This window comes from Mesorhizobium sp. 113-1-2 (assembly GCF_016756475.1).
GTDB classification, from domain to species: domain Bacteria; phylum Pseudomonadota; class Alphaproteobacteria; order Rhizobiales; family Rhizobiaceae; genus Mesorhizobium; species Mesorhizobium loti_C.
This window is the reverse complement of record NZ_AP023242.1, coordinates 5,143,824-5,169,285: the sequence shown is the minus strand read 5'-3', so window position 1 is coordinate 5,169,285 and position 25,462 is coordinate 5,143,824. Positions and strand designations below refer to the sequence as shown.

General features: G+C 63.2%; 22 protein-coding genes. 11 read left to right on the top strand and 11 right to left on the bottom strand.

The genetic code is table 11. The features are described 5' to 3' along the window. Window positions 1-66: 66 nt before the first annotated feature. The gene (locus JN279_RS25175; RefSeq protein ID WP_096457189.1) at window positions 67-1,245 is read left to right on the top strand and encodes a M24 family metallopeptidase; all 1,179 of its coding nucleotides are present in this window, start codon (window positions 67-69) and stop codon (window positions 1,243-1,245) included. A 10-nt stretch (window positions 1,246-1,255) separates the two neighbouring features. Next, the gene (locus JN279_RS25170) at window positions 1,256-2,470 is read left to right on the top strand and encodes a M20 metallopeptidase family protein (RefSeq protein WP_244734143.1); all 1,215 of its coding nucleotides are present in this window, start codon (window positions 1,256-1,258) and stop codon (window positions 2,468-2,470) included. A gap of 57 nt (window positions 2,471-2,527) precedes the next feature. Here the strand turns inward: JN279_RS25170 and JN279_RS25165 are convergent, their stop codons facing one another. The 7 genes from JN279_RS25165 to JN279_RS25135 all read right to left on the bottom strand — a co-directional run bounded on the left by JN279_RS25165 (window position 2,528) and on the right by JN279_RS25135 (window position 9,348). Continuing rightward, complete coding sequence (locus JN279_RS25165; protein WP_202350529.1) at window positions 2,528-3,283, bottom strand: ABC transporter permease; 756 nt, start codon at window positions 3,281-3,283, stop codon at window positions 2,528-2,530. Then, window positions 3,280-4,053 carry an ABC transporter ATP-binding protein gene (locus tag JN279_RS25160; protein ID WP_202350528.1) on the bottom strand — a complete coding sequence of 258 codons (774 nt, stop codon included), beginning with the start codon at window positions 4,051-4,053 and terminating at the stop codon, window positions 3,280-3,282. Before JN279_RS25160 ends, JN279_RS25165 begins: the two co-directional genes overlap by 4 nt. After that, window positions 4,053-5,081 carry an ABC transporter substrate-binding protein gene (locus JN279_RS25155; RefSeq protein ID WP_202353793.1) on the bottom strand — a complete coding sequence of 343 codons (1,029 nt, stop codon included), beginning with the start codon at window positions 5,079-5,081 and terminating at the stop codon, window positions 4,053-4,055. Before JN279_RS25155 ends, JN279_RS25160 begins: the two co-directional genes overlap by 1 nt. An 83-nt stretch (window positions 5,082-5,164) precedes the next feature. Continuing rightward, window positions 5,165-5,608, bottom strand: a complete 444-nt coding sequence (locus JN279_RS25150; protein WP_096457198.1) for a VOC family protein — start codon at window positions 5,606-5,608, stop codon at window positions 5,165-5,167. Beyond that, entirely contained in the window at window positions 5,605-6,348 is a 744-nt protein-coding gene (locus JN279_RS25145; protein ID WP_096457201.1) for a FadR/GntR family transcriptional regulator, read from the bottom strand. Before JN279_RS25145 ends, JN279_RS25150 begins: the two co-directional genes overlap by 4 nt. Continuing rightward, window positions 6,345-7,784, bottom strand: a complete 1,440-nt coding sequence (locus JN279_RS25140; protein WP_202350527.1) for an FAD-binding oxidoreductase — start codon at window positions 7,782-7,784, stop codon at window positions 6,345-6,347. The genes JN279_RS25145 and JN279_RS25140 overlap by 4 nt, the downstream gene beginning before the upstream one ends. A 262-nt stretch (window positions 7,785-8,046) precedes the next feature. Next, window positions 8,047-9,348 (bottom strand): M23 family metallopeptidase, encoded by a 1,302-nt coding sequence (locus JN279_RS25135; RefSeq protein ID WP_202350526.1) that lies wholly within the window; start codon window positions 9,346-9,348, stop codon window positions 8,047-8,049. Between the two features lie 316 nt (window positions 9,349-9,664). Between JN279_RS25135 and JN279_RS25130 the strand changes: the two genes are divergently transcribed. Both JN279_RS25130 and JN279_RS25125 read left to right on the top strand, forming a co-directional pair. Beyond that, entirely contained in the window at window positions 9,665-10,663 is a 999-nt protein-coding gene (locus JN279_RS25130; protein ID WP_096445239.1) for a sterol desaturase family protein, read from the top strand. Continuing rightward, entirely contained in the window at window positions 10,660-11,802 is a 1,143-nt protein-coding gene (locus tag JN279_RS25125; protein WP_202350525.1) for a GNAT family N-acetyltransferase, read from the top strand. The genes JN279_RS25130 and JN279_RS25125 overlap by 4 nt, the downstream gene beginning before the upstream one ends. 59 nt (window positions 11,803-11,861) lie before the next feature. On the opposite strand, the gene JN279_RS25120 is transcribed toward JN279_RS25125, so the two are convergent. Next, window positions 11,862-12,329, bottom strand: a complete 468-nt coding sequence (locus tag JN279_RS25120; RefSeq protein ID WP_096445243.1) for a peroxiredoxin — start codon at window positions 12,327-12,329, stop codon at window positions 11,862-11,864. Between the two features lie 95 nt (window positions 12,330-12,424). Between JN279_RS25120 and JN279_RS25115 the strand changes: the two genes are divergently transcribed. Next, window positions 12,425-15,805, top strand: coding sequence for a YhdP family protein (locus JN279_RS25115; protein WP_202350524.1), 3,381 nt, complete (start codon window positions 12,425-12,427; stop codon window positions 15,803-15,805). 6 nt (window positions 15,806-15,811) lie between these two features. On the opposite strand, the gene tyrS is transcribed toward JN279_RS25115, so the two are convergent. Next, the gene (gene tyrS / locus JN279_RS25110) at window positions 15,812-17,065 is read right to left on the bottom strand and encodes a tyrosine--tRNA ligase (RefSeq protein ID WP_202350523.1); all 1,254 of its coding nucleotides are present in this window, start codon (window positions 17,063-17,065) and stop codon (window positions 15,812-15,814) included. A 311-nt stretch (window positions 17,066-17,376) separates the two neighbouring features. Between tyrS and JN279_RS25105 the strand changes: the two genes are divergently transcribed. The 4 genes from JN279_RS25105 (at window position 17,377) to JN279_RS25090 (ending at window position 20,969) form a co-directional block, all read left to right on the top strand. Beyond that, complete coding sequence (locus tag JN279_RS25105) at window positions 17,377-18,111, top strand: glycosyltransferase family 2 protein (protein WP_202350522.1); 735 nt, start codon at window positions 17,377-17,379, stop codon at window positions 18,109-18,111. Further along, a complete protein-coding gene (locus JN279_RS25100; protein WP_010909058.1) occupies window positions 18,104-18,436 on the top strand; it encodes a lipid-A-disaccharide synthase N-terminal domain-containing protein in 333 nt (110 codons plus the stop codon). The genes JN279_RS25105 and JN279_RS25100 overlap by 8 nt, the downstream gene beginning before the upstream one ends. Window positions 18,437-18,473: 37 nt before the next feature. Then, complete coding sequence (locus JN279_RS25095) at window positions 18,474-20,123, top strand: ArnT family glycosyltransferase (protein WP_202350521.1); 1,650 nt, start codon at window positions 18,474-18,476, stop codon at window positions 20,121-20,123. Between the two features lie 192 nt (window positions 20,124-20,315). Continuing rightward, window positions 20,316-20,969 carry a phosphatase PAP2 family protein gene (locus JN279_RS25090; RefSeq protein ID WP_244734142.1) on the top strand — a complete coding sequence of 218 codons (654 nt, stop codon included), beginning with the start codon at window positions 20,316-20,318 and terminating at the stop codon, window positions 20,967-20,969. 12 nt (window positions 20,970-20,981) lie between these two features. Here the strand turns inward: JN279_RS25090 and JN279_RS25085 are convergent, their stop codons facing one another. Together JN279_RS25085 and JN279_RS25080 are read right to left on the bottom strand one after the other, a co-directional pair. Next, on the bottom strand, window positions 20,982-21,632 hold the full coding sequence (locus tag JN279_RS25085; protein WP_202350519.1) for an FMN-binding negative transcriptional regulator: 651 nt from the start codon (window positions 21,630-21,632) through the stop codon (window positions 20,982-20,984). Window positions 21,633-21,653: 21 nt separating this feature from the next. After that, on the bottom strand, window positions 21,654-22,328 hold the full coding sequence (locus tag JN279_RS25080) for an alpha/beta hydrolase (protein ID WP_027042409.1): 675 nt from the start codon (window positions 22,326-22,328) through the stop codon (window positions 21,654-21,656). Between the two features lie 238 nt (window positions 22,329-22,566). Between JN279_RS25080 and JN279_RS25075 the strand changes: the two genes are divergently transcribed. Both JN279_RS25075 and sufB read left to right on the top strand, forming a co-directional pair. After that, window positions 22,567-23,745 carry a cysteine desulfurase family protein gene (locus JN279_RS25075; RefSeq protein WP_202353792.1) on the top strand — a complete coding sequence of 393 codons (1,179 nt, stop codon included), beginning with the start codon at window positions 22,567-22,569 and terminating at the stop codon, window positions 23,743-23,745. Between the two features lie 186 nt (window positions 23,746-23,931). Continuing rightward, entirely contained in the window at window positions 23,932-25,449 is a 1,518-nt protein-coding gene (gene sufB / locus JN279_RS25070; protein ID WP_096445255.1) for a Fe-S cluster assembly protein SufB, read from the top strand. Window positions 25,450-25,462: the final 13 nt, after the last annotated feature.

Here is a 25,462-nt window from a genome sequence, read left to right as displayed (position 1 = left end):
CGCCATGGCGAAACCGCTTCAATGGTGGGCAAGCCTCGCAACTGTTGAACCAAGCATGGAGCAAAGATGATCGAATTGCCGTTTGCCCGCGACGAGTACCAGCAGCGGCTTCGCAAGATCCGCGCCGAGATGGCGAAGTGCGGTCTCGAACTCCTTGTCGTCAACGACGTTGCCAACCAGCACTACATCACCGGCTATGATGGCTGGTCCTTCTATACGCCGCAGGTGGTGCTGGTGCCCCTGGAGGAGGTCGAGCCGGTCTGGATCGGCCGCGCCATGGATGCCGCCGGCGGTCTGCTGACAGCCTGGATGAAGCCCGAGAACGTCGTTGGCTTCCCGGAGGATCACGTTCAGCGTGCCGATCGCCACCCCATGGACTGGATCGCGAACTGGATCGTCGCCAAGGGCTGGGGGAACAGGCATATCGGCATCGAGCTCGAAGCCTATTACTTCTCGCCGAAGGCTCACGCCCGGCTCGTCGCCGGACTTCCCAACGCGAAATGGCATGACGCCGATCTGCTGGTGAATTGGATCCGCGCGGTCAAATCGGCGCCCGAGATCGCCTATCTGCGCAAGGCGTCGACCTTGGCCGAAGCGGCGGTGACACGGGCCTTCGAGGTGATCGCGCCCGGCGTGCGCGAGTGCGATGCGATTGCCGCGATCCAGGCGGCACAGATCGCCGGCAGCCCGGATTTCGCCGGTGACATCACGGCGCTCCCGCCGACCATCCTCGGCGGTGAGAATGCCTCGGCCCCGCACATCATGTGGAGCGACAGGCGGTTTGGAGAGAACGAGACGATTGCGCTGGAACTTGCCGGGGTCTGCCGCCGCTATGCTGCCGGGCTAGCCAGAACGATGCAGCTCGGCAAGACGCCGACGCGTGTCGCGGATACGGCAAAGGCCGTGATCGAGGGCATGGACGCGGTGCTCGATGCAGTGAGGCCGGGAACGACGGCCGAAGCGGTCGAAGGCGCATGGCGCAAGGTCATTCAGCGCTACGGGCTGAAGAAGGAGTCGCGTATCGGCTATTCCATCGGCGTCGCCTATCCGCCGGATTGGGGCGAACACACGATCAGTCTGCGGCCCGGCGACAAGACGGTGCTTCAACCCGGCAACGTCGTCCATTCCATCCTCGGCATGTGGATGGACGGCTGGGGCATCGAGGTCAGCGAGACCATTTTGGTAACCGAAACCGGTAACGAGACCCTGACGAAGTTCCCGCGAGAGATCCATGTCAAATCCTGAGGGGGCGGCCATGGCAGGCGGTGCTGAGGTTTCCGACACGGTCAACATCGACGCCGGAATTCTCAACCAGATGATCGAGATACGCCGCCATCTGCACCGCAATCCGGAATTGTCGAACAGCGAAGCCAACACGCAGCGCTATCTCACGCAGATGCTGGCCGGCGAGGGAATCTCGGATATTCGTGACGTCGCGGGCTTTGGCCTGGCCGTCGATATTGTCGGCACCGGCAAGCCGTCAAATCGAAAGATTGCCATTCGCGCCGACATCGATGCCTTGCCCATCGAAGAAGAGTCTGGCGTCGACTATGCTTCGGCCAATCCCGGCGTCATGCATGCCTGCGGTCACGACGCCCACGCATCGATGGGCTTCGCGGTTGCCGCGCATCTGCAGAGATCAAGGGCCGATTTTGGCGGGACGGTCCGACTTATCTTCCAGCCGGCCGAAGAGGACTCGCCCTCAGGCGGCAAACGTGTGGTGGAAGAGGGGCTGCTCGACGATGTCGACGCCGCGATCTGCCTTCATGTCGATCCGTATACGCCATCCGGCAAGATCGCGGTCCGTTCAGGTCCCTATACGCTGGCGTGCGATACGTTCGATGCCGTTGTCATTGGTGAGGCGGCGCACGCGGCCAAGCCCTACGAGGGCGTCGATGCGATTGCCGTGGCCTGCTCCATGGTCGGCGAGTTGCAGAAGATCGTGTCGCGCGAAATCGACCCCTACGATCCCCTGGTCATCTCCGTCACCGGCATCAATGGCGGCAGCGCCTACAATGTCATTGCCGGCAAGGTCACCTTGAAAGGCACCATCCGCAGCGGTAGCGACGCAACCCGCGAGCAGGCCTGGCGGCGCGTTCGTGAAATCCTGGAGGGCATGGCGGCCAGCCACGGCGCCAATGTGGAGCTCGCCATCCACAAGGGCGAGCCAGGGGTCGTCAACGATGGCGAGATGGCGGAGCTGATTGCCGCCAGCGGTAGAGCCTGCATCGGCGCCGACAATGTGCTCAACACACCCGGATGGACCATCGCCGACGACTTTGGCTACTACAGCGAGAAGCGCCCATCGGTCTATTTCCGGCTCGGAATCCGCAACGAGGCGGTCGGCTCGGTCTATCCGCTTCATCATCCCAAATTTCGCGTCGATGAGGCCGCCTTGAAAATTGGCGCGGCCACCCTGGTTGCGGCGGCGACCAGATTTCTGTCGGCGCAGCCGGAAAATGCCGACTGATCAAAGCGATGCAAAGCCCGGCTCGTGCAAGCTTGCACGAGTCGGCGAAATGCCTGTTCAGTATTTGATGACCCGGCGCTCGACCAGCACCACGGCACAGAACAGAACGATCGACAGGCAAGACGACAGTACGATCGCCGCGTAGAGCCGGTCCGACTGGTAGTTGAAGCTCGCCTGGATGATCAGCGCGCCGAGGCCCTTGTCCGAGCCGATCCATTCGCCGACGATGGCGCCGATCACCGCCGTCGCCGAGGCGATGCGGAGAGAGGAGAACAGCATCGGCAGCGCGCGCGGCAGCCGCAGGCTCCAGAAAATCTCGGAACGCGTCGCCGACAGCACGCGGAACAGTTCGTGCTCGTTGTCGCTGGCCGAGTCCAGGCCGCGGATCATGTTCACAAGCGTCGGGAAGAAGCAGATCACCGCCGCGATGACGATCTTCGGCGTCATGCCGAGCCCGAAGATCAGGATGATGATCGGCGACAGCGCCAGGATCGGAATGGTGTTGAAGAACAGCACGATCGGAAAATAGGCGGCCTGCAGGATGCGGTTGTGCACGAACAGGACCGCCAGCAGCACGGCGGCCAGATTGCCGATGACGAACCCGGCCAGCGCCTCGATCAGCGTTGGCCTCAAATTGTCCATGAGCAGCGCGAAATTCTTCTGGAAGACGCCCGATATGGCGGTCGGGGTCGGCACGATGTAGGCCGGCACGCCGAGCAGCGGTAGCAGATACTGCCAGGTGAGAAGAATGGATGCCGCGCCAAGAGCGGGCAGGGCTATTGCCGTTTGCGGCGAGAGCGGCGCCGGCCTCATGATGCCTGCTCCAGCGCGGTCCGCAGCTCGGCCATGGCCGCGACGATTGCCGGGTCTTCGCGCGAACAGCGGTTGCCGTCCTGTTTGAGCGGCCGCATGTCCAAATCCTTGACCAGCCGCCCAGGATTGGCGGCGAGAACGATCACCCGCTCGCCGAGATAGGCGGCTTCGGCGATCGAATGGGTGACGAACAGGATCGTCGTGCCCGTGCGCCGCCACAGATTGAGAAGCTCGTCGTTGAGGCGATCGCGGGTGATTTCGTCGAGCGCCCCGAACGGTTCGTCCATCAAAAGCAGCTTGGGCTGGCCAAGCAAGGCGCGGGCGATCGCCACACGCTGGCGCTGGCCGCCGGACAGCTGGTGCGGCAGGCGTTCGCCGAAGCCGGCCAACCCCATCAGCTCCAGCAGCTCCTCGCTGCGGTCTTCGATCTTGCGTGTCAGGCTGCCTTGCCCGACGCCAAGCGGCAAGCGGACATTGTCGCGCACCGTGCGCCAGGGCAGCAGGGTCGAATCCTGGAAGACGAAGCCGACATCGCGGCGCGAGCGCACCGCATGCGGCGTGTCGCCGAGCACGCTGATCGTGCCGCCGAGAGGGTCGAGTAGGTCGGCGACCACGCGCAGCAAGGTCGACTTGCCGCAGCCGGACGGCCCGAGGATCGACAGGAAGGAGCCGGCCTCGACGCTGAGGTCGAGGCCGGAAAGCACCTTGACGGCCGCCTGGCGGCCGCCATAGCCGACATCCAGCCTGCTGGCTTCGATCGCGTTCGCCATCAAGCGGCGGGCGCGTCGAGCTTCGGCCGGTCGGCAGCCGAGAGTTCGAGGATCTTGGTGGTGTAGACGTCGGCCGCCTTGGGCCGGCCGTTCGGGTATTGGCCGACCTTGTCGAGCAGCGCCAGCTGTTCTTCGATCGAGGCGGGATCGAACGTGCCCCAGCCGTCCTTGGCCGTCGCGCCGTCGAAGGACAGTTTCAACACGAGATTGACCGTCTTCTCTTCCCAGCCGAGATCCATTTCAGGATAGGCGGCGACCATCTTCTTCACCGCTTGCTGCGGGTTGGCGTGCACCCAGCCCCAGCCCTTGGCGACCGCGCCGATGAATTTTGCCAGCGTGTCCGGGTCCTTTTCGATCGCCGCGTCGGTGGCGAAATAGACATCGGCATAGGAACTCAGGCCGAGGTCGCGCACCAGAAGGTCGATACGGTCGTCGCCGACGACGCTCAGCGCCTGGGTGTTGGTGATCCAGCCGCCAATGGCATCGACATCGCCGCGCACCAGCGGTCCCTTGTCGAAGCCGACATTGATGACGGTGAGGTCGGACGCGCTCATGCCGTTCTTGGCCAGGATCTCGTCCATGACGAAGCGTGCCGTCGGCTGGATGCCGATCTTCTTGCCCTTGAGGTCGGCCACGCCCTTGATCGGGTTAGAGGCCTTTGAGGTGAGCGCATAGGGGCCGGTGCGGAAGCCGCAGGCTATGATCTTCACCGGCACGCCGCTGGCGCGCGCCGAAAACAGCTGCGGCGTTTCGGAGAATTGGCCAAGTTGTGCCGCGCCCGAGATCACCGGCGGCACGGTCGAAGCGTTCGGTCCGCCCGGGCTGAATTCCACGTCGAGCCCGGCATCCTTGAAATAGCCGTTGGCGACGGCGACGATGTCGCCGATCTGGCCGTTGGACATCAGCCAGTCATACTGGATGACGACCTTTCCGGCGGCCTTGGCGCCCGGGGTCAAAACCAGCTGCATTCCGCCCGATGCCGCGGCAATAGCCGCCAGGCCGGATTTCATGAAGCCGCGGCGGTTCATGTCGTAATTCCCATTCATTTTTCGCTCCTGTTGCAAGACTGTCTCGTCTCTTCATTGCGCGCCGTTCCCTTGGCGCGGGTGGTCTACGGCTGTTCGTCGTGGTAGTCGCCGGGGCCGCCGTCGAGCCAGGCGTAGAGTTCCCAAAGCGTGTCGTCCGGGTCGGTGAAATAGGCGCAGCGCGCGTTCCAGACATAGTTTTCGGGCGGGGCATAGAACGGCACGCCCTTGGCCGTCAGCTCGGCATGCAGCCGGTCGATCTCGCCGGGCGCGTCGAGCTGGACGGCGACGCAGACCTTGTGCGCATGGCGCGGCGATCGCAGTTTCGAGACGCCGGTATGCTGGCTGATATGGTCGATCTCCCAAGCGGCCAGCGTCACGCCCTCGCCATGGAAATCGGCGAAACCCTCGGCGCGGCGGCGCAGGCGAAAGCCGAGCTTGTCGACATAGAACTCTACTGTCCGCTCAATATTCTCGACCAGGAGGCAGACATCGGAGATGCGGGTAATGCTGGCGACAGCCATGCTCATTTCCCTCCTCCCGTGCGTTCGCCGCGCGCGGACGGCAGCTTGACGCCGACACGGTTGGCCGCGCCGATGATGTGCGCGCGCATCGCGGCCTCGGCTTTTGCCGGGTCGCCGGCGACCAGCGCCTCGTAGATGCGCACATGCTCGCCGACATTGACCTCAACCAGATCGTGCAAGGGGTTGGTCTGCCGTGCGTAATAGATCGAGCGGCGGATCTGCTCGCAGACGAAGGAAATGAAGGTGTGGATGTAGCTGTTGCCGGTCGCCCGGGCGATTTCGCGATGAAACAGAAGGTCGGCGTCGATGCTGCCGTCCTCCCAGCGCTCCTCGCCGCTCATCCGGTCGAGCGCGGCCTTGATCGCGTCGAGATGCTCCTGCTCGCGCCGTTCGGCGGCGAGGGCCGCGGATTCCGCCTCGAGGATGCAGCGCAGCTCGAACAGCCGCTCCATGTTCTGCCCCTCTTTCAGGGTCTCGCGGTCGATGCGGATCGCCGCGCGCTGTTCCGGCGCCAGCACGAAGGAGCCGATGCCTTGCCGCGCTTCCACCATGCCGTCGGCGCGCAATTGCGCAATTGCCTCGCGCACGACGTTGCGGCTGACGCCGAATTTCTCCGAAAGCTGCTGCTCCGTCGGCAAGAGGGCGCCCGGGTTGAGGTCGCCGGACTCGATCTCGCGGCTGAGGAACGCCGCCACCCGATGCGGCAGCGCCTCGACAGTGCCGATGGCAGCCAGTCTTTGTTTCATGAAAAAGTCTCCGTCGCGGGAAAGAGGCAGCCGGGGTTCATGCGTCGGTCCGGATCGAGCGCATCCTTGAGCGTGCCGACGAGCCGGCGGTGGACAGCGGACATTCCCGCCCAGTAGACGCTTTGGCGGGTGCGCCCGATGCCATGCTCGGCGCTGATCGAGCCGCCGAGGGCGTTGGTGATGTCGTACAGCCCGGCGGTGATGGCGGTGCCCCTGGAGCGCGCGTCGGGCTCTGCCAGGTCGAGCGGCGGCAGGACGTTGAAATGGATGTTGCCGTCGCCAGCGTGCCCATAGGCCTGTGAAATCCAGCCCGGATGCTCCAGCGCGATAAAATCGCGAGCCTGGGTGATGAGGGTGGGGATGTCGGAGATACGCACCGAAAGATCGGTGCGCACGTGGTAGCCGCGCTTGGCCTGGCCCTCGACCAGCCCCTCGCGAATGGCCCAGAACGCCTTGGCCTGTGCGCCGCTCTCGGCCAGAACGGCATCGGTGACCAGTTCTTCTTCCATCGTGCCGGCAAGGAAATTCACCAGCAGGCTGCGCAAATCGATCGCGGCACTCGACGACAATTCGATCAGCACATGGACAGGGGCCGTGACCGGCGCGACGATGCTCGGGTCGACGAGACGCGCCAGCTCCATGCATTCCGCGCCGATGATCTCGAAGGCGCACATCAGGTCGGAGCATCCGCGTCGGGCTTGCCTGAACAGAGCGATTGCCGCTTCGAATGAAGGGAGCCCCAGATAAGCCGTTTCGACACGGCCGGGTTTCGGAAACAGTTTGACCTCGACGCCGGTGATGATGCCCAGCGTGCCCTCGGCGCCGATGAAAAGCTGCTTCAGGTCGTAACCACGGTTGTCCTTGCGCAAGCCGGAAAAGCCGCTCCACAATTCGCCGTCCGTCAGCACCACCTCCAGGCCGACAATGACGTCGCGGGCCATGCCATAGCGCAGCACATTGACGCCGCCGGCATTGCTTGCCGCATTGCCGCCGATCTGGCAGCTGCCTTGAGCGCCGAGCGCCAGCGGGAACAGGCAGTCCTGCTCCTCTGCCGCATCCTTGATGTGCTGCAGGATGCAGCCGGCATCGGCTTGCAGGATGAAATTGTCAGCGTCGACCAAACGGATCCTGTTCAGCCGCTCCAGGCTGATGATCACCGCGCCGTGGGACGTGCCGATGTCGATCGCACCGGCGACAAGTCCGGTGTTGCCGCCTTGCGGAATCATCGCCAGTCCAAGCCTGCCGCACAGCCGAACCGCGGCCTGGACCTCGGCGATCGACGCCGGTTTCAGCACGGCAAGCGCTGCGCCATGATGATCGCCGGACCAGTCCACGAGGTATTTCGCCATATTGGCCGGATCGGCAGCCACGCCGCCTTGTCCCAGGAGATGCTCCAGGGCGGCGAGAACGTCAGGCGAGATGCCGTGAATGGTCATTATCGGATCGGTTCTGATGTCGCGGTGTATGGTTATACATATCATCCTACAACTTGATGTGTGTCAACGCCGCTAGGCCGAACGGCCGTGGACAAAGTCGCTTGCCAGATTGTCGGGATGAGGTCTCGGTCAAGGAAGCGAAGCGACCGGCTGACGGTCTAGGCCCGCCCGGATAGCGCTCACTCGATCCCGGATTGCTTGCAGTGTGGGGCAGACCTGGTTCGGGAGGTGTTGATGCCAATCAGGTCAGTGCCGGCCCAGCTCAGAGATACTGGGCGACCTTCTTGCCGACGGTGAGGAAGCGCAAGGGATCGATGGCTTCGCCATTGTGGCGCACTTCATAATGCAGATGCGGGCCGGTCGAGCGGCCGCTGCTGCCGGTCTTGCCGATGACGGCGCCGGCGTCCAGTTTCTCGCCCACGGTCACGTCAATTTCGCTGAGATGTCCGTAACGGGTCGCAAAGCCGTTGCCGTGGTCGACTTCCACCATGCGGCCATAGCCGCCATTCCAGCCGGCCTTGGTGACGATGCCGGGCGCCGTGACTTTTGCGTCCATGCCGATGGGCGCCCTGAAATCCATGCCCGAATGCAGTGCCGCGGTGCCGAGAATGGGATCGGTGCGCACGCCGAACGGGCTGGTGACGGAGTGGCCGGGGGCAGGGTTGGCCAGCGGCAGCTGGCGCGCTTCCTTCTTCAACTGGTCGAGCGTGTCCAGAGCCTCGTCCAGCTCCTTGACCTTGCTGTCGAACATCAAAGAACTGTTGAGCGGGATCAGCGGGCCGCCGACATCGCTTTCGTTCTTGCCAAAATCGCTGTCGACCGGCAGTCCGGCCGCCTGCAGCGCCTGCTGGATGGCATCGGCGCTTTTATAGGCATTGTCCGCGAGCGTGCTGATGCGGGTGAGTTGTTCGTTCTCGATGGATTTCAGCGACTGGTTGATCGAGACGAACAGCCTGTCGGCACGATCTGCGGCAGAGCCGCTAGGCAGCGGATCGGTGCGGGTCGACCACAAGGAGAATGGCCTTGTGTCGGCAGCACCCAGATCGGTGCCCAGGCTGGCGACCGCGTAGTTCTGTGCGGGCTGGCTGATACTGCCGGTCACCTCTGCGTGCTTGTCAGGCTTGGCAGCCGCCGGATCCTCGGCGGGCGCTGCTCCGACCTCGTTCTCGGCGCGCTCGAGCAGCGGTCCGAGACGGCCGTGCCGCTGGCTGAGCTGCGTCTGGCGTTCAATCAGTTCGCTGACCTTGTTTTCCATCAATTGCTGGTCGAGCAACTGGCGGCTGGTGATGCGGTCGACCTGGGCGCGAAGCGCCGAGATGCGGTCTTCGTAGGCCTGCTGCATGCGCGCCTGGCGCGCGGTGGTGGCGCCGATCAGGTCGTCGCGCAAAACGAGATAGGACGTGGCCAGGAGGTAGCCGATGGCAATGGCGGCGAGCGCTGAACCGATGAATGCCGCGAGCCAGGGCCGGATCGTGAAGTGCCTGATCTCATTGCCTCGGGCGATGATGACCGTGTGGGGTTCCTTACGCCTGCCGAAGACTGCGGACTGACCGGTTGCGTTCACGGGACCAAGCTTTCGTTTACGACACCACGACAACTTGATTACACATTATTAGGGTTAACAAAGGCTTTCTGGGCCGATTGCGCGGGCGTGGAATGCACGCGGCGCGGACAAGGGGTTGCATGAAAACCGCCAAGGGAGCGGCCTGCATGGCCGCTAAGCCATTGGCGAAAAGCACCAATCTGCTGCCCGCCATACGGCCGGTCGCTCGCGGATCGAGGTCTAGAGTTCCTTAACTGTCTTCGATTGCATTTACTTGACGGTTTTCGAGTAAAAGCGTGATGGGTTTGGGATTCTATCGAAGATGGCGGTCCAAGGGATGCTGAGCGATCTGGTTGGCAAGATCCTCGACAAGTTGTCGGGCACCAGTCTGCTGGCGACCGGGCTCTTGCTGCTGACGGCCCTTGTCAGCGCGCTCATAGCCTATTGGCGCGCGGTCGAGGAGAAGAGCTGGAAGGAGTTCTTTGAGTTCGTCGTCCCCCATGAGGTCATCGCCCATCCCTCGGCGAAGGCCGACCTGATGTTCTGGGTGACGAAGAAGGCCTTGATGCCCTTCCTGATGCTGCCCGCCGGAATTGTCTTCGTCTCGGCGGTGGGCTACGGCACCAACTGGCTGTTTTCGACACTGTTCCAGTTCCAGCCGCCGCTGATCGAGGGACCGGCAGGGCCGGTGACGGTGCTGATCTTCACCATCACCATGCTGCTCGCCTACGACATTTCCTATTATCTCTATCACGTCGCCCAGCATCGCTACCCCGTGCTTTGGGAATTGCACAAGGTGCATCACTCGGCCGAGGTGATGGTCGGGATCACCAAGGACCGGGTCCATCCGCTCGACGAGCTGATGAACCGGGCCTGGGACGGCGTCATCGTCGGCGTCTGCTTCGGCATCTGGTCGCTGATTTCGCTGAACCTCGTCGAGCTGACCGTCTTTGGCGTCAACGTCTATGTCATGCGCAACATCCTGATGATGGATTTCGTCAGGCACACGCATTTCAAGATCTCGTTCGGGCCGCTCAACAATGTGATCCTGTGTCCTCATTGGCACCAGCTGCATCACAGCACCGATCCACGCCACTATGACAAGAATTTCGGCCTGCTCTTCTCGTTCTGGGACCGGCTCTTCGGAACATTGTGCGTGCCGAGGCCCGACGAGGACTTCAAGTTCGGATTGGTCGATCGCGATGTGCGCGACTACCAGTCGCTCGCCGGCCTCTATGTCATGCCGCTTAAGCGGATGTGGGGACATATCGCCAGGCGCATCCGGCGTGCAAAGCCACGGACCACGCAATCATCGGAAGAAGGGACACGGCCATGAACGCCCCCTTCGTGCTCGCGATCCCGCGGACACGCACCTTTGAAGTCGTCACATCGGCGGAACGTCTGGCCGAGATCGCACCGGCCTGGAGCGCGCTCTGGCAGCGGGCCGGCGGGCTTGTCTTCCAGCACCCGGACTGGATCGCGGCCTGGTGGCGCACCACTCCACACCAGGAGCGGCGCACGCTCAGGATCGGGCTTGCCTGGAACGGCGACCGGCTCGATGGCGTGATAGCGCTCGCGACTTTCAAGCGCTCCGGCATCCGCATACTCGAATGGGCGGCGAAGGATCACAGTGACTATGGCGACGCGCTGTTTGCCCCCGACAGCGATCCGCAGGCGATCGCCCGCCTCTGGCAGCATGTTTTTGACCAGGGCGGCTTTGACCTGATTTATCTCAATCGTCTTCTGCCGGATGCCAGTGTTCGTGGCCTGCTGGACCCGGCCTCGCGCCATGACAAGGCGCTTCGGCCCAACCACCGCACTGAAATCAGCTACCGTGTCGCGGGTCCCTGGCAAAGTGGTGCGGAATGGTTCGAGACGCTGTCCAAGAAGGCCCGGCAGAACTACCGTCGTGGCCGCAAGTTCATGGAGGAAGGCGGTGCGTTGCGTTTCCGCCTGATGGATGCGGACGAACCGCGTGAGCCGGTGCTCGGTCGGGTCGCGGCGCTGAAGCGCCTCTGGCTCGTCCGGCATGGCCGCGTTTCGGACCTGTTCGACAAGGACTCGCCCGTTCTCACCGCGCTTATTTCGGTGCTGGCCGAGCTCGGCCTGTTGCGCATCTTCGTGCTGGAGCTTGACGACACGATCGTCGCCGTCTCGATCAATTTCGAGCAGCACGGCACGATGATGGCTTTCATCACCACCTATGATCCCGAATATGAGCGCGCCTCGCCGGGCATGGTGCTGATGATGGACTATATCCAGTGGTCGCTCGACCGTGGCCTCGCCAAGGTTGATTTTCTCTGCGGCGGCGAGGATTTCAAGCGGCGCTTCGCCACCCAATCCGTCACGCTGTCGTCGATGATCGGCGCGCGTGGCCTGCGCGGTCATCTCGCCGCGCTGGCCGATCGTGTGAGCCATGTTGCGAAATCCTGGCGGGCGCCGCGGTCGCCGAAGGCGGAAACGCCCGACGAGTAAGGGCGCCTCATTTCGGCACGATCAAAATAGGCGATTGCATTCGTGGGCCTTCGCCGGGCTCAAAGCGCGCGAACGGCCTCCAACACCTCTTCGGCATGGCCCTTGACCCGGACCTTGCGCCAAATCCTGACGATCCGTCCGTCGCGGCCGATCAGGAACGTCGCGCGTTCGACGCCCATATATTTGCGGCCATACATCGATTTCTCGACCCACAGATGATAGGCTTCGATCACCTTGCGCTCCTCGTCGGCGGCGAGGTCGATGGTGAGATTGTACTTTGATTTGAACTTGTCGTGCTTTTTGACGTTGTCGGGTGACAGACCGATCACGACGGCGCCTGCCTTCTCGAATTCAGGTTTCAGCTGCGAAAAACTGATTGCCTCTTGCGTGCAACTCGTCGTGTCGTCCTGCGGATAGAAATAGAGGACGACGGGTTTACCAGACGAGGCCGAAAGGCTTAGAGACCCGCCGCCATCCCGCGGCAGGTCGAATTGCGGCGCAAGATCGCCCACGTCGAGGTCAGCCATATCGATGCCCTTGTTTGAGGTTACGCGCGAAGCCACACCGATATAGTGTCGACCGGGGATTCGTCCACGAGCGAATTTGTACAACGGAAGATTGCGTGGATCAGGAGCAACCGCAGCACGAAAAGATCAGGTTCAGGCGTGACGAGATCACCGACCTGGGGGCTTTGCCGTCCGCGTGCCGCGTTCCGCCGCTTGGTCAGGCGTCGATCGGCCGCGGCTTCCGCATCCTGTCGCGCGTGTTTGCCGGCGTGGTCGCGTTCATGCTGCTGGCGGCGATGGCCGTCTATCTCATCGGCCTTTCCGGTATCGGGTCGGACCGGCTGCGCATCGAAGCGGAAACCGCCATCGAGAAACTCGCCGGCGTCGATGTCCATGTCGCGGTCGGCCCGGCGCGCATCACGCTCGACAGTTCGAGCTTCGTCGCGCTCCAGGTGAGCGATGTCAGTCTGGAGACCAGCGACGGCAAGCCCATGGCCGATGCCGGCCGTGTGCGCTTCGGCGTCCGCCTGATACCTCTGCTTTGGGGGGAGGTGCGGCTGACCAGCGCCAGGATCTCCGATGCCCACATCGTCACAGCGGCGATGCCATCCGGCGGCGACTGGACAGCGCAATTGCGCAATGAGGACGGCCTCGTCGATCCGGAGAAACTGTCCGCCGCAGTGTTCGGCAACATTCATCGCGCGCTCGACGCCGTGCGGGAAGATTCGCTGCGCCGGATCGATCTCAGCAATGTCGAGTTCGTGCTGCCCGATACCGGAGCCATCAAACGGATCAAGATCGCCGACGCCAGCGTCGTACAGTCGGGGCCGGGCGGCATGGCGTTTTCCTCCGAGGCGGATGTCGATGGCAGAAAGGTCACCCTTGCCGCTTCCGCGACCCGCGATATCGCGGCGCACCGCGTGACGGCGCTGAATGCAAGCGTCGACCTGGTGGCTGCCGACGAAACCGCGGCCGGCGCCGGGAAGCTGGGTGCGGTCGCATTGAAGCTGACAGGATCGGAAGGAGCCGGCACCACGGCGTCGCGGCTGACGGCCGCCCTGTCGTCGACGGGTTCCGTCCTTGATCTTGGCACGCGCGGCCTGCTGCCAGCCGACGTTGATGTCGATGCGACGCTTGTCGACGGCAGCAACAAGATCCAGGTGGACAGGCTGCTGCTGAAAACCGGTCGCTCATCTTTCGATTTCGCGGGCTCGATCGGACCCAAGCCCTCGACCGGCGCTGCCGGCGAGGAGCCTGCTTATCGTTACGACCTGACCAGCGACGGTTCTATCCTGGCGCCATCGGAATCACCCGAGCCCGCGCTGACCTTCCTCGCCCGCATTGCCGGCGTCTATCAGACCAAAAGCCATAAATTGGTGGCCGAGCAGATCGCGGTTCGGTCCGCCTCTTCCGGCGAGGTGCTTGGCACCGCGGCCGTTACCTTCGTCGACGGCAAGGCGCCTGGGATCAATCTGGCGCTCAACGTCCATGACATGCCGGTCTCGCACGTCAAGCAGCTGTGGCCGTGGTTTTCGGCCCGCAATGCGCGGCTCTGGGTTCTCGACAATCTGTTCGGCGGCCGCGTCGTCGACGCCAACCTGCAATTCCAGGTCGTGCCGGATCGCCTCGGCAACGGCGTGCCTCTTTCGGCCGACGAGGTGTTCGGCCGCTTTCAGATCGAAGGGTCGCGTTTTGACACCGCCGGCCGCATTCCGCCGATACGCGACGCGGTCGGCGTCGTCGCCTTCCACGGCAATGACGTCGATGTTTCGCTCTCCTCGGGCACCGTCTTCATGCCCAGCGGCCGCACCGTAGCGGCCAGCAACGGCACACTGACGGTCAAGGCGGCAAACCGCCCGCCGGTCATCGGCGCACTCGACATCGACGTGGAAGGGGAGGCGCCGGCTGTCGCCGAACTCGCCTCCTACGAACCGATCAATGCCATGCGCCATGTCGGCTTCCTGCCGGAGGACCTGTCCGGCAACGTTACCGGCCATGTCAGGGCTGACATTCCCTTGCAGTCCGGCGTGGACACCTCGAAACTCGACTGGCTGGTGTCGCTCGACTACACCGGCCTGTCGCTGGCCAAGCCATTCGATGGACAGACCGTGACCAATGCCGACGGTTCGATCACCGTCGATCCCGAAAAGGCGGTGATTTCGGCCAAGGCATCGCTGAACGGCATTCCGGCCGAACTCGACCTTGTCGAACCGCTGGCGGATGACGGGCCGGCGCCCAGCCGCAAGGTGGCCCTGGTGCTCGACGACAAGATCCGCGCCGCCGCCATGCCCGGCCTGACGCCGTTGCTGGGCGGAACGGTGAAGGTCGCGATCGACAAGAGCGGCGGCGGCAACCAGAACGTCTCGGCCGACCTGACCAATGCCAGGCTGGACATTCCCTGGGCCGGCTGGAGCAAGGGGGCAGGGGTTCCCGCCAGCGTCACCTTCGTCATGACCAAGTCCGGCGACACCACGACGCTGTCCGACTTCAACCTCGACGGCAAAACCTTCTCCGTCGACGGCAGCATCGCGCTGGTCAACGGTGCCCTGTCGTCGGCCAAGTTCAGCAAGGTCACCCTGAACCGGGGCGACGATGTCGCGATTTCGGTGAAGCGCTCGGGCAAGGGTTACTCCGTCGACATCAATGGCAACGCGCTCGACGCCCGTTCGTTGATCAAGCAGTTCACGTCCGATGTGGACACCGCAACCAAGACGACCGGAACAGACAACATTTCCGTCAGCGCCGACGTCGAGCAGCTCACCGGCTTTCACGACGAGCAACTGTCCAACCTGAAGCTCGATTACAGCGCTGCCGGTTCCAGGGTGAACGGACTGAAGGTCAGTGCCACGGCAAGTTCGGGCGCGGCCATCACCATCAGCAACACCACCGGTGACGGCCGGCGCTCGCTCAACGTCCAGTCGGCGGATGCCGGCGCGATCCTGAGGTTCCTCAACGTCTACGAGCATATGGAAGGCGGGTCGATCACGCTGGCGCTGACCGGGGCCGGCGACGGGCCGATGAAGGGCAAGGTCGACACCAGCAACTTCTTCGTCGTCAACGAACCGAAACTGGCCTCGATCGTCTCGACCACGCCGGCCGGCGACAACCGCAGCCTCAACCAGGCGGTCAAGGGCAATCTCGACACGTCGCGGGTCAAGTTCGAGCGCGGTTACGCCGAGATCGAGAAAGGCAGCGGCTATCTGAAACTGGCCAATGGCGTGCTGCGCGGTCCGCGCATCGGCACGACGTTCCAGGGCATCCTCTATGACCAGAACAACAATATGGACATGACCGGCACCTTCATGCCGGTCTATGGCCTCAACCGTATCTTCGGCGAACTGCCCATCGTCGGCGCGCTTCTGGGCAACGGCCGCGACCGCGGCCTGATCGGCGTCACCTATCGGCTCAGAGGCAATGCCAACAAGCCGGTGCTCGACGTCAACCCGCTGTCGGTGATCGCACCGGGCATCTTCCGGTCGATCTTCGAGTACCGATGAACCGCCTCAGGCCGGCCGCACCAACACGTGTTTTTTCTTGCCCAGTGAAAGCTTTACGACGTTTTCCGGACTCAGATCCTGAAGCGTGACCATGCGGCGGTCGTCGCTGACAGACTGGTCGTTGATACGAACCGCGCCGCCCTGGATGTGCCGCCGTGCCTCGCCGTTGGACGATGCCAACCCGGCCGTGACCAGCAGCGACAGGATGCCGACGCCGGACTCCAGCGCGGCCTTGTCGGCCTGGACGGTCGGCAATGTTTCGGCGAGCGCGCCTTCCTCGAAGGTTTTGCGCGCGGTTTCCTCGGCCTGGTTTGCCGCCTCGCGGCCGTGGACGATCGCCGTTGTCTCCGTGGCGAGAATCTTCTTGGCCTCGTTGATCTCGGAGCCGCCGAGTGCGGACAGCCGCGCGATCTCATCGAGGGGCAGGCGGGTGAATATCTTCAGGAAGCGCTCGACATCGGCGTCCTCGGTGTTGCGCCAGTACTGCCAGAAATCATAGGGCGAGAAGAGGTCGCCGTTGAGCCACACCGCACCCTTTGCCGATTTGCCCATCTTGGCGCCCGACGATGTCGTGAGCAGCGGCGTGGTCAGGGCGTAAAGCTGCTGCGTGCCCATGCGATGGCCGAGATCGACGCCATTGATGATGTTGCCCCACTGGTCCGACCCGCCCATCTGCAGGCGGCAGTTCTGGCGTCGGGCAAGTTCGACGAAATCATAGCCCTGCAGGATCATGTAGTTGAATTCGAGGAACGACAGCGACTGCTCGCGGTCGAGCCTGAGCTTGACGCTGTCGAAGGTCAGCATGCGGTTGACGGAGAAATGCCGGCCGACATCGCGCAGGAACTCGACATAGTTGAGCTTCATCAGCCAGTCGGCATTGTTGACCATGATGGCGTCGCTCGGGCCGTCGCCGAAACGCAGGATGCGGCCGAAGATGCGCTTGATGCCTTCGATGTTGGTGGCGATCGCTTCGGGCGTCAAAAGGCTGCGCTGGTCGTCGCGGAAGGACGGGTCGCCGATCATCGACGTGCCGCCGCCCATCAGCGCGATCGGCCGGTGTCCGGTTTCCTGCAGCCAGTAAAGCATGGTCGCCGAGATCAAATTGCCGATATGCAGGCTGGTGGCGGTGGCGTCGTAGCCCACATAGGCGGTGACCGTTTCCTTGGCGAAAAGCTGGTCGAGGCCGGTCTCATCCGAAATCTGGTGGATGAAGCCGCGCTCGCTCATGGTGCGCAGGAAATCGGATTTGAAGGCAGGCATATTTTCTTCCCGAAAAGCGTCCGGCCGTCCGGCGCGGGCATATGTGAACGGGCGCGTTTAGCATCCAAGCGCGATCAGCAAAAGTGGAATCCGGTTTTGCGTCTGATTGCCTCTGCGCCAAGGATCACAAATTGTCCTGACGATCACCCGTTGTTGAAACGGTGCGACGGGTCGTCCGGCACGAATGCTTGCTTCATCGTTTCGGCTGGCGTAATGAGGCGCCGCGCCAAAGGTTCTTGCAGCCCACGACCTCGAGCGGCACCGCACGGCATCCATCAATGCCATATTCGACGACAGAGCCCCGACGCGACATGCCGGACGCATTGATATCCATTGTCATTCCTTGCAGGAACGAGGCGGCAAACCTGCCGCTGCTGATCGACGAGATCGAGGCGGCGATGGCCGGGCGCGACTTCGAACTGATCATCGTCAATGACGGCTCGACCGACGACACCGCTGCTGTGTTGGCCGAGCAGACGGCACTTCGCCCGTTCCCGGTGCGGGAATTGCGGCATCAGAAATCCGCCGGCCAGAGCCTTTCTGTGCGCTCTGGCGCGTGGGCGGCACGCGGCAGCATCGTCGCCACGATCGACGGCGACGGCCAGAACGATCCGCAATATATTCCTGTGCTGGTCGACGCCTTGCGGCAGGCCGGCCCCGATTTCGGCGCCGCCCAGGGGCAGCGCCTCAAGCGCCGTGACAGCAAGGTCAAGCAACTGGCATCGCGCTTCGCCAACTGGCTGAGAAACGCCATCCTGCACGACGAGACTCGTGATACCGGCTGCGGCCTTAAGGCGGTCCACACCGACATCCTGCGTAAATTGCCGTTCTTCGACGGCACCCACCGCTTCGTCCCGGCCCTGGTCATCCAGGAGGGCTATCGCGTCGTGCATTGCGACGTCGTCGACCGCTCGCGCCGGCACGGCAAGTCGAACTACGGCATTTTCGACCGCGGCCTGCAGGGCGCGCTCGATCTCGGTGGTGTCTGGTGGCTGCGCCGCCGGCGCCGCAGAATGCCAAAAGTAGAGGAAATCAAGCGTGTTTAACGTGCTTCAGGAACTGGGAACCTGGCTTCATCAGGTCTTCATCAAGCAATTCGATGCGTGGATCCTGCTCGGCTTCGTAGCGCAGTTCTTCTTCACCATGCGCTTTGTCGTGCAGTGGCTCGCCTCGGAAAAGGCCAAGCGCAGCGTCGTGCCGGTGGCCTTCTGGTTCTTCTCGCTGTTCGGCGGTGGCCTGCTTTTGATCTACGCCATCCAGCGCCAGGATCCGGTGTTTATCGCCGGCCAGGCCATGGGCATGTTCATCTACATCAGGAATCTCTGGCTGATCGCCAATGAGCGCAAGGCGGCGATGACCAAGGTCGATTGAACGGCCCGTCACTTCGAAAAAGGTTAGAGAGGGAAGCATGGCGTTGAACAGGAACTACATTTTTCTCTTCCTGTTCAGCCTGGTGATGACGCTTTCGGGGCTGGCATCGCTGCCGCCGATCGACCGCGACGAGTCGCGCTTCGTCCAGGCAACCAAGCAGATGGCCGAGAGCGGCGACTATGTCGACATCCGCTTCCAGGACGCCTCGCGCTACCAGAAGCCGGTCGGCATCTACTGGCTGCAATCGGCGGCCGTGACGCTGAGCGGCAAGGGCGCCGAAGCGCCGATCTGGGTCTACCGCACGATCTCGGCGCTGGGCATTGCCATTGCGGTGCTGGCGATCGCCTGGACGGGGACCAATCTTTTCGGCGCCAATGCCGGCATCGCCGCCGGCCTGGTGATGGCCGCGATCTTCGCCACGGCCTTCGAGGGCCGCGACGCCAAGACCGATGCGATGCTGCTGGCCTGCTGCGTGGCGGCGCAAGGCGCGCTGGCGCAGATCTATCTGGCGTCGCGCCGCAACGAACCGGTCGCCGGCCATCTCTGGTGGATTTTCTGGATCGCGCAAGGCGCGGCGATCCTGATCAAGGGGCCGATCGCGCCGCTGCTGTCGGCGTTGACCATCGCGGTGCTGTTCGCCTTCGAGCGCGACGGGCGCTGGCTGTCAAAGCTCAGGGTTGGGCGCGGCCTGCTGCTGGTCGTGGTGATTGCACTACCCTGGCTTGCCGCGATCACCTGGAAGAGCCACGGCGCCTTTCTGCAGCAGGCGGTCGGCAAGGACATGCTCGGCAAGGTCGCCTCGGGTGAGGAATCGCACGGCCTGCCGCCCGGTTTCTACATGCTGACCTATTCCCTGTTCATGTGGCCGTTCGGATTGATCGCGGTCGGCGCCGGTCTGCAGGCCCTCAATCGTCTGCGCGACGATGTCAGGCTGCGCTTTTGCCTCGCCTGGTACATCCCGTTCTGGCTGGTGTTCGAGCTCATCCCGACCAAGCTGCCGCATTATGTCCTGCCGGCCTATCCCGGCATGGCGCTGCTGATCGGCTGGCTGCTGACGTTGCAGCCGGAGGATGCCAATGCGCCGCTGAAGCGCTGGCAGCAATGGTTGTGGTGGTCGACCGCATTCGGCCTGGTCGTGGTCAGCCTCGGCCTGGCGGCGGTCTGCATCGGGGCGCCGATCTACATCACCCACACCTTTTCCTGGTGGAGCATTCCGGCGGCTGCCGCCGCACTCGGCACGGGCTACTTCGCTTTTTCGCGGCAGTTGCAGGTACCGCTGCCTCGCATCGGCGCCACCGCCGCCTGTGCCGGCATCACCTATGCCTTGCTGTTCGGCGTCATCGCCCCGTCGCTGAAGCCGATCTGGCTGAGCCCGGCGATCAAGCAGGCAGTGCTTGCCAACAAGCCTTGCGACACGACGGTGCTGGCCTCGGCGCGGTATCAGGAACCGAGCCTGGTGTTCCTGGTCGGCACCAACACGGTGCTGACCGATGTCGGCGGCGTGGCGGAACATCTGCTTGCCGATCCCGCCTGTGCGTTGGGGCTGGCGCCGGTCGAGGACGAGCAGAAACTGAATGGCATGCTGTCGGTTCGAGGCAAATCGGCGAACCGTGTCGCCGAGATCGACGGCCTCAACTATTCGTCGGGAGACAAACTGTCGCTCGGCCTCTATCGTGTGGCCCCGTGACGGCTCGTCCATGACAGGGTCGAATTCCCAATGCTCGTGAAATCGCGCCCTTCTGTTTCCCGTCGGCTCCTTGGGATAGGGCGCCGATCCCTGAGCAATTTTCGCGAGACCTCGCAGATCATCAGAAGGCGCTTTGCCGTTCGTCCCGCGCGTTACCCCAACATCGCATGGCCGGTTTGGCTGGTGGTTTGGGTGTTGCTGACGGCGGCGGCATTTGTTCGCCTCGACACACCGGCAGGGATGGTCCATGGCCAATGGTCGGGAGCCAGGCTTGCCGAATTCCTGACCCAGTTCGCTCTCGGCGGCTGGTACCTGATTCCGTCAGCGCTGTTGCTCGTCGCGGCCAATCTGATCGATTGGCGCAGCCTTTCGCGGCGGCGGCTTATGCTCGCCTACAACTGGACTTGCCTGGCTTTTCTGGTGCTGAGTTCCGTCGGCCTGTCCGGTCTGCTGGTCAACGTCCTGAAATATGCGATCGGCCGGGCGCGCCCGCTCTACTTCCAGGATTTCGGCGTGCTCGCCCTGCATCCCTTCGCCTTTGACGCGCGCTTTGCCGGTTTTCCGTCCGGCCATGCCACCACGATGGGGGCGGTGTTCGGCGTTCTCCTGCTTTTGTTTCCGAGGCGTTGGTACATCGCCCTGGTGATCACCGCCTGTCTCGCCTCAACCAGGGTTTTCGTCGGCGCGCACTATCCGAGCGATACTGTGGCCGGCTTCGGCCTTGGCTGCGCCTTTGCGCTGGCCTGCGGGTTGGTCTTCGCCCGGCTCGGCTTCATCTTCCGTTCGACACCGTCAGGGTTGCCGGTCCGCAAGGCGTCCTTCCGGCTGATTGCTCCGGAAAGATAGGCCGCTGCCGGATTAGTTGCTATCCAGGCCGCCGTAGGATCTTACCAGGCGGACCATGTCGGATGAATTGGCGGTCTCGCTTTCGAGACCTTGCGCGACGCCGACGCGGTCGGCGACGGGACGGTTCTGGCTGACCTTCCACTTGCCGTGGATCTCGGTGATTTCGATCTCCAGTCCGATGATGCCCTTGATCTGTGACTGGATGAAGGGCGGGGGCGCATCGGTCACCGCCCAGGGCGCCTGGCGCGAGCCTTCCTGGGAAGCGGTCAGATCGGCGATCTGCCGTGCCAGCCACTCCTGGTCGTCGATCACCTTGGCGGTGCCGCGCACCTGGACGATGGCATAGTTCCATGTCGGCACCACCTTGCCGGTCTCGTGCTTGGTCTCGTACCAGGAAGGCGTCACATAGGCGTCGGTGCCTTGGAAGACGATCAGCACGGGCGACGCCGGATTGTCGGCAATGAGGCGCCAGTGCGGATTGGCCTTGGCCAGGTGAGCCCGCAGTCTGCCGTTCGGCGCCGCTTCGGCGTCGAGCAGGAAGGGAATGGCGTTGGCGACCGGGCCGTCGGGCCCGTTCGAGATCAGCATGCCGAGCGGATGCGCCCTGATCAGTCCATGCAGCACGTCAGGCCGCGTTTCCTGGAAATGGGGAGGCTCGTACATCGCCGGCGGCGCCTTTCCTGCTTATCTCAGCCGCTTCGGCCGCGGATCGGACAATTCGCCCGCCAGCCGGCGGTCGAGATAGTCGGCACATTCCTCGATCAGAAGATCGGCGTCGTTGGCGAAAAAGTGGTTGGCGCCGGGCAAGGTCTTCTGCGTGATGGTGATGCCTTTCTGCGTGTGCAGCTTGTCGACCAGGCCCTGCACATCCTTCGGCGGCGCCACCTTGTCGGCATCGCCATGGATGATCAGGCCCGATGACGGGCAGGGCGCCAGGAATGAGAAGTCATAGGTGTTGGGCTGCGGCGCGATCGAGATGAAGCCTTCGATCTCCGGCCGGCGCATCAAGAGCTGCATGCCGATCCATGAGCCGAAGGAATAGCCGGCGACCCAGCAGCTCTTGGAATCCGGGTGCAACGACTGCACCCAGTCGAGTGCTGCCGCTGCATCCGACAATTCGCCGGTGCCGTGATCGAACTCGCCCTGGCTGCGGCCGATGCCACGGAAATTGAAGCGCAGCGTGGTGAAATCGCGCTTCTGGAACATATAGAAGAGGTCGTAGACGATCTTGTTGTTCATCGTGCCGCCGAACTGCGGATGCGGATGCAAGACGATGGCGATCGGCGCGCTCTTTTCCTTGGAGGGCTGGTAGCGTCCCTCCAGACGGCCGGCCGGACCGGTGAAAATGACCTCAGGCATGAAATACTCCACTTGGTATACGAATGCGCGGCGCCCGGAACGTGTCTTCCTCTGGCCTTGACGCAGGGCGAGCGTCTTCTTAGAAGCTAGTTTAGAACTATTCAAAACTGAGTGGCCAGACGTCGAGCCCGGCCACCCGCGCCGCAAGCCGCGTAAATAGGACGGCTCGCCTTGGAATTTCAAGGAAATAACGCCATACGACAACCGAATGGCGTCTGACGGGATCAACTGGACGAAAATGGCCGCAAAACGCGCCTATCTCGACTATAATGCCAGTGCGCCGCTGCTCCCAGCGGCACGCGAGGCTATGGTCGCGGCGCTCGACGTGATCGCCAACCCGTCATCGGTCCATGCCGAGGGCCGCGCCGCGCGGCGCCTGATCGAGACGGCAAGGCGCGAGGTCGCGGCGCTGGTCAATGCCAGGCCCGAACATGTCGTCTTCACCTCCGGCGCGACCGAAGCCGCCTCGACGCTGCTTTCACCCGATTGGCAGATGGGGCGCGGCACGGTCCGCATGAGCCGGCTCTACGTCAGCGAGGCCGATCATCCTTGTCTGTTGAATGGCGGCCGCTTCCCGGCGGCGCAGGTGACGCGCATCGGCGTTGACGCCAATGGCATTACCGACCTCGACGCCTTGGCTGCGGCACTTGGCGATCATGACAAGGCCGATGGCCTGCCGCTGGTGGCGATCCATGCCGCCAACAACGAGACCGGCGTCATCCAGCCGATCGATCGGATCGCGCCGATCGTCAAGGCCGCGGGCGGTATCCTTGTCGTCGATGCGGTTCAGGCCGCGGGCCGCGTTTCCATCGACATGTCAGCGGGTTACGCCGATTATTTGATTCTGTCTTCGCACAAGATCGGTGGCCCCAAGGGCGTCGGTGCCATCGTTGCTGCTGCCGATCTGATGATGCCGAAGCCGCTGATCAATGGCGGCGGCCAGGAAAAGGGCCATCGCGGCGGCACCGAAAACCTCGCCGCCATTGCGGGCTTTGGGGCTGCCGCACGCGAAGCGCTGGCCGGGCTGCCGGCGATCGATGCGGTGCGCAAGCGCCGCGACGAGATCGAGACAATCGTGAAAATGCTGGTCCCGGACGCGGAAATCTTTGGAACCGGCGCGCCAAGGCTTGCCAACACGACATTCTTCGCTATTGCGGGCGTCAAGGCCGAAACCGCGCAGATCGCCTTCGATCTCGCCGGTGTGGCCCTGTCGGCCGGCTCTGCCTGTTCGTCTGGTAAGGTCGGACCGAGCCACGTGCTGAAAGCCATGGGCTACGGCGACAGTCTCGGCGCCTTGCGTGCGTCGATCGGTCCGGCGACGGGTGCCGAGGACATAGAACTGTTCCGCACCGCGCTGGCGGGCATTGCCGCACGGCAAGCCGCCAGGGAAAAGGCGGATAGAGAAGAAGCCGCGTAGCGGTTGGACGATTTTGGGCCTTTCGGCCTGGTAGAGCCGTGCGTTTCATGCTGGCCGGGTGAATTTCCGGTCGAGGCGCACTATATGGAACTTACGCTGCCGCGAGCGCTCCTTCGGCGTTCATTTCGGCGGTGCCATAGTTTGAAAACTGTCGGGCCTTGACCCCGGCGTGGATGGAGAACGCATATGCCTGCTGTGCAGGACACGATCGATCGGGTCCGAAAGATCGACGTCGACCAATATAAATACGGATTCCAGACGGAAATCGCAGTCGACAAGGCCCCCAAGGGCCTGAGCGAAGACATCATCCGTTTCATTTCGGCCAAGAAGGACGAGCCGTCCTGGATGCTGGAATGGCGCCTGGAAGCCTATCGGCGCTGGCTGACGCTGGAAGAGCCGACCTGGGCGCGCGTCCACTATCCGAAGATCGATTTCCAGGACATCTATTATTACGCGGCGCCCAAGAGCACGCCCGGTCCGTCTTCGCTCAGCGATGTCGATCCTGAACTCTTGAAGGTCTACGAGAAGCTCGGCATTCCGCTGCGCGAGCAGGAGATCCTCGCCGGCGTGCAGAAGACGGATGCCTCCGATCTCGAGGAGCCTAGCGACAACGTCTACAAATCGGGCCGCGTCGCCGTCGACGCGGTGTTCGATTCCGTCTCCGTCGTCACCACCTTCAAGAAGGAGCTGGCGCAGGCCGGCGTCATCTTCTGCTCGATCTCGGAAGCCATCCGCGAGCATCCGGAACTGGTGCAGAAATATCTCGGCTCGGTCGTGCCGACATCAGATAATTTCTACGCCACGCTGAATTCGGCTGTCTTCACCGACGGCTCGTTCGTCTTCGTGCCCAAGGGCGTGCGTTGCCCGATGGAGCTGTCGACCTATTTCCGCATGAACGAGAAGAACACCGGCCAGTTCGAGCGCACGCTGATCATCGCCGAGGAAGGGGCTTACGTCTCCTATCTCGAGGGCTGCACGGCGCCGCAGCGCGACGAGAACCAGCTGCATGCAGCGGTCGTCGAACTGGTGGCGCTCGACGATGCCGAGATCAAATATTCTACGGTGCAAAACTGGTACCCCGGCGACGCCGAGGGCAAGGGCGGCATCTACAATTTCGTCACCAAGCGTGGCGACTGCCGTGGCGACCGTTCGAAGATCTCGTGGACGCAGGTCGAAACCGGCTCGGCGATCACTTGGAAGTACCCAAGCTGCATCCTGCGTGGCGACGACTCTTCCGGCGAGTTCTATTCGATCGCCGTCTCGAACGGCTATCAGCAGGTCGACTCGGGCACCAAGATGATCCATCTCGGCAAGAACACGTCGAGCCGCATCATCTCCAAGGGCATCGCCGCCGGGTTCTCGCAGAACACCTATCGCGGCCAGGTCTCGGCGCACCGCAAGGCGACCAACGCCCGCAACTTCACCAACTGCGACTCGCTCCTGATTGGCGACCAGTGCGGCGCGCACACCGTGCCCTACATGGAAGCCAAGAACTCGACGGCGCAGTTCGAGCACGAGGCGACGACGTCGAAGATTTCCGAGGACCAGAAGTTCTACGTCATGCAGCGCGGCATCCCTGAAGAGGAAGCGATCGCGCTGATCGTCAACGGCTTCGTCAAGGACGTCATCCAGCAGCTGCCGATGGAGTTTGCCGTTGAGGCGCAGAAGCTGATCGGTATCTCGCTTGAGGGCTCGGTCGGCTGACCGGACAGATATT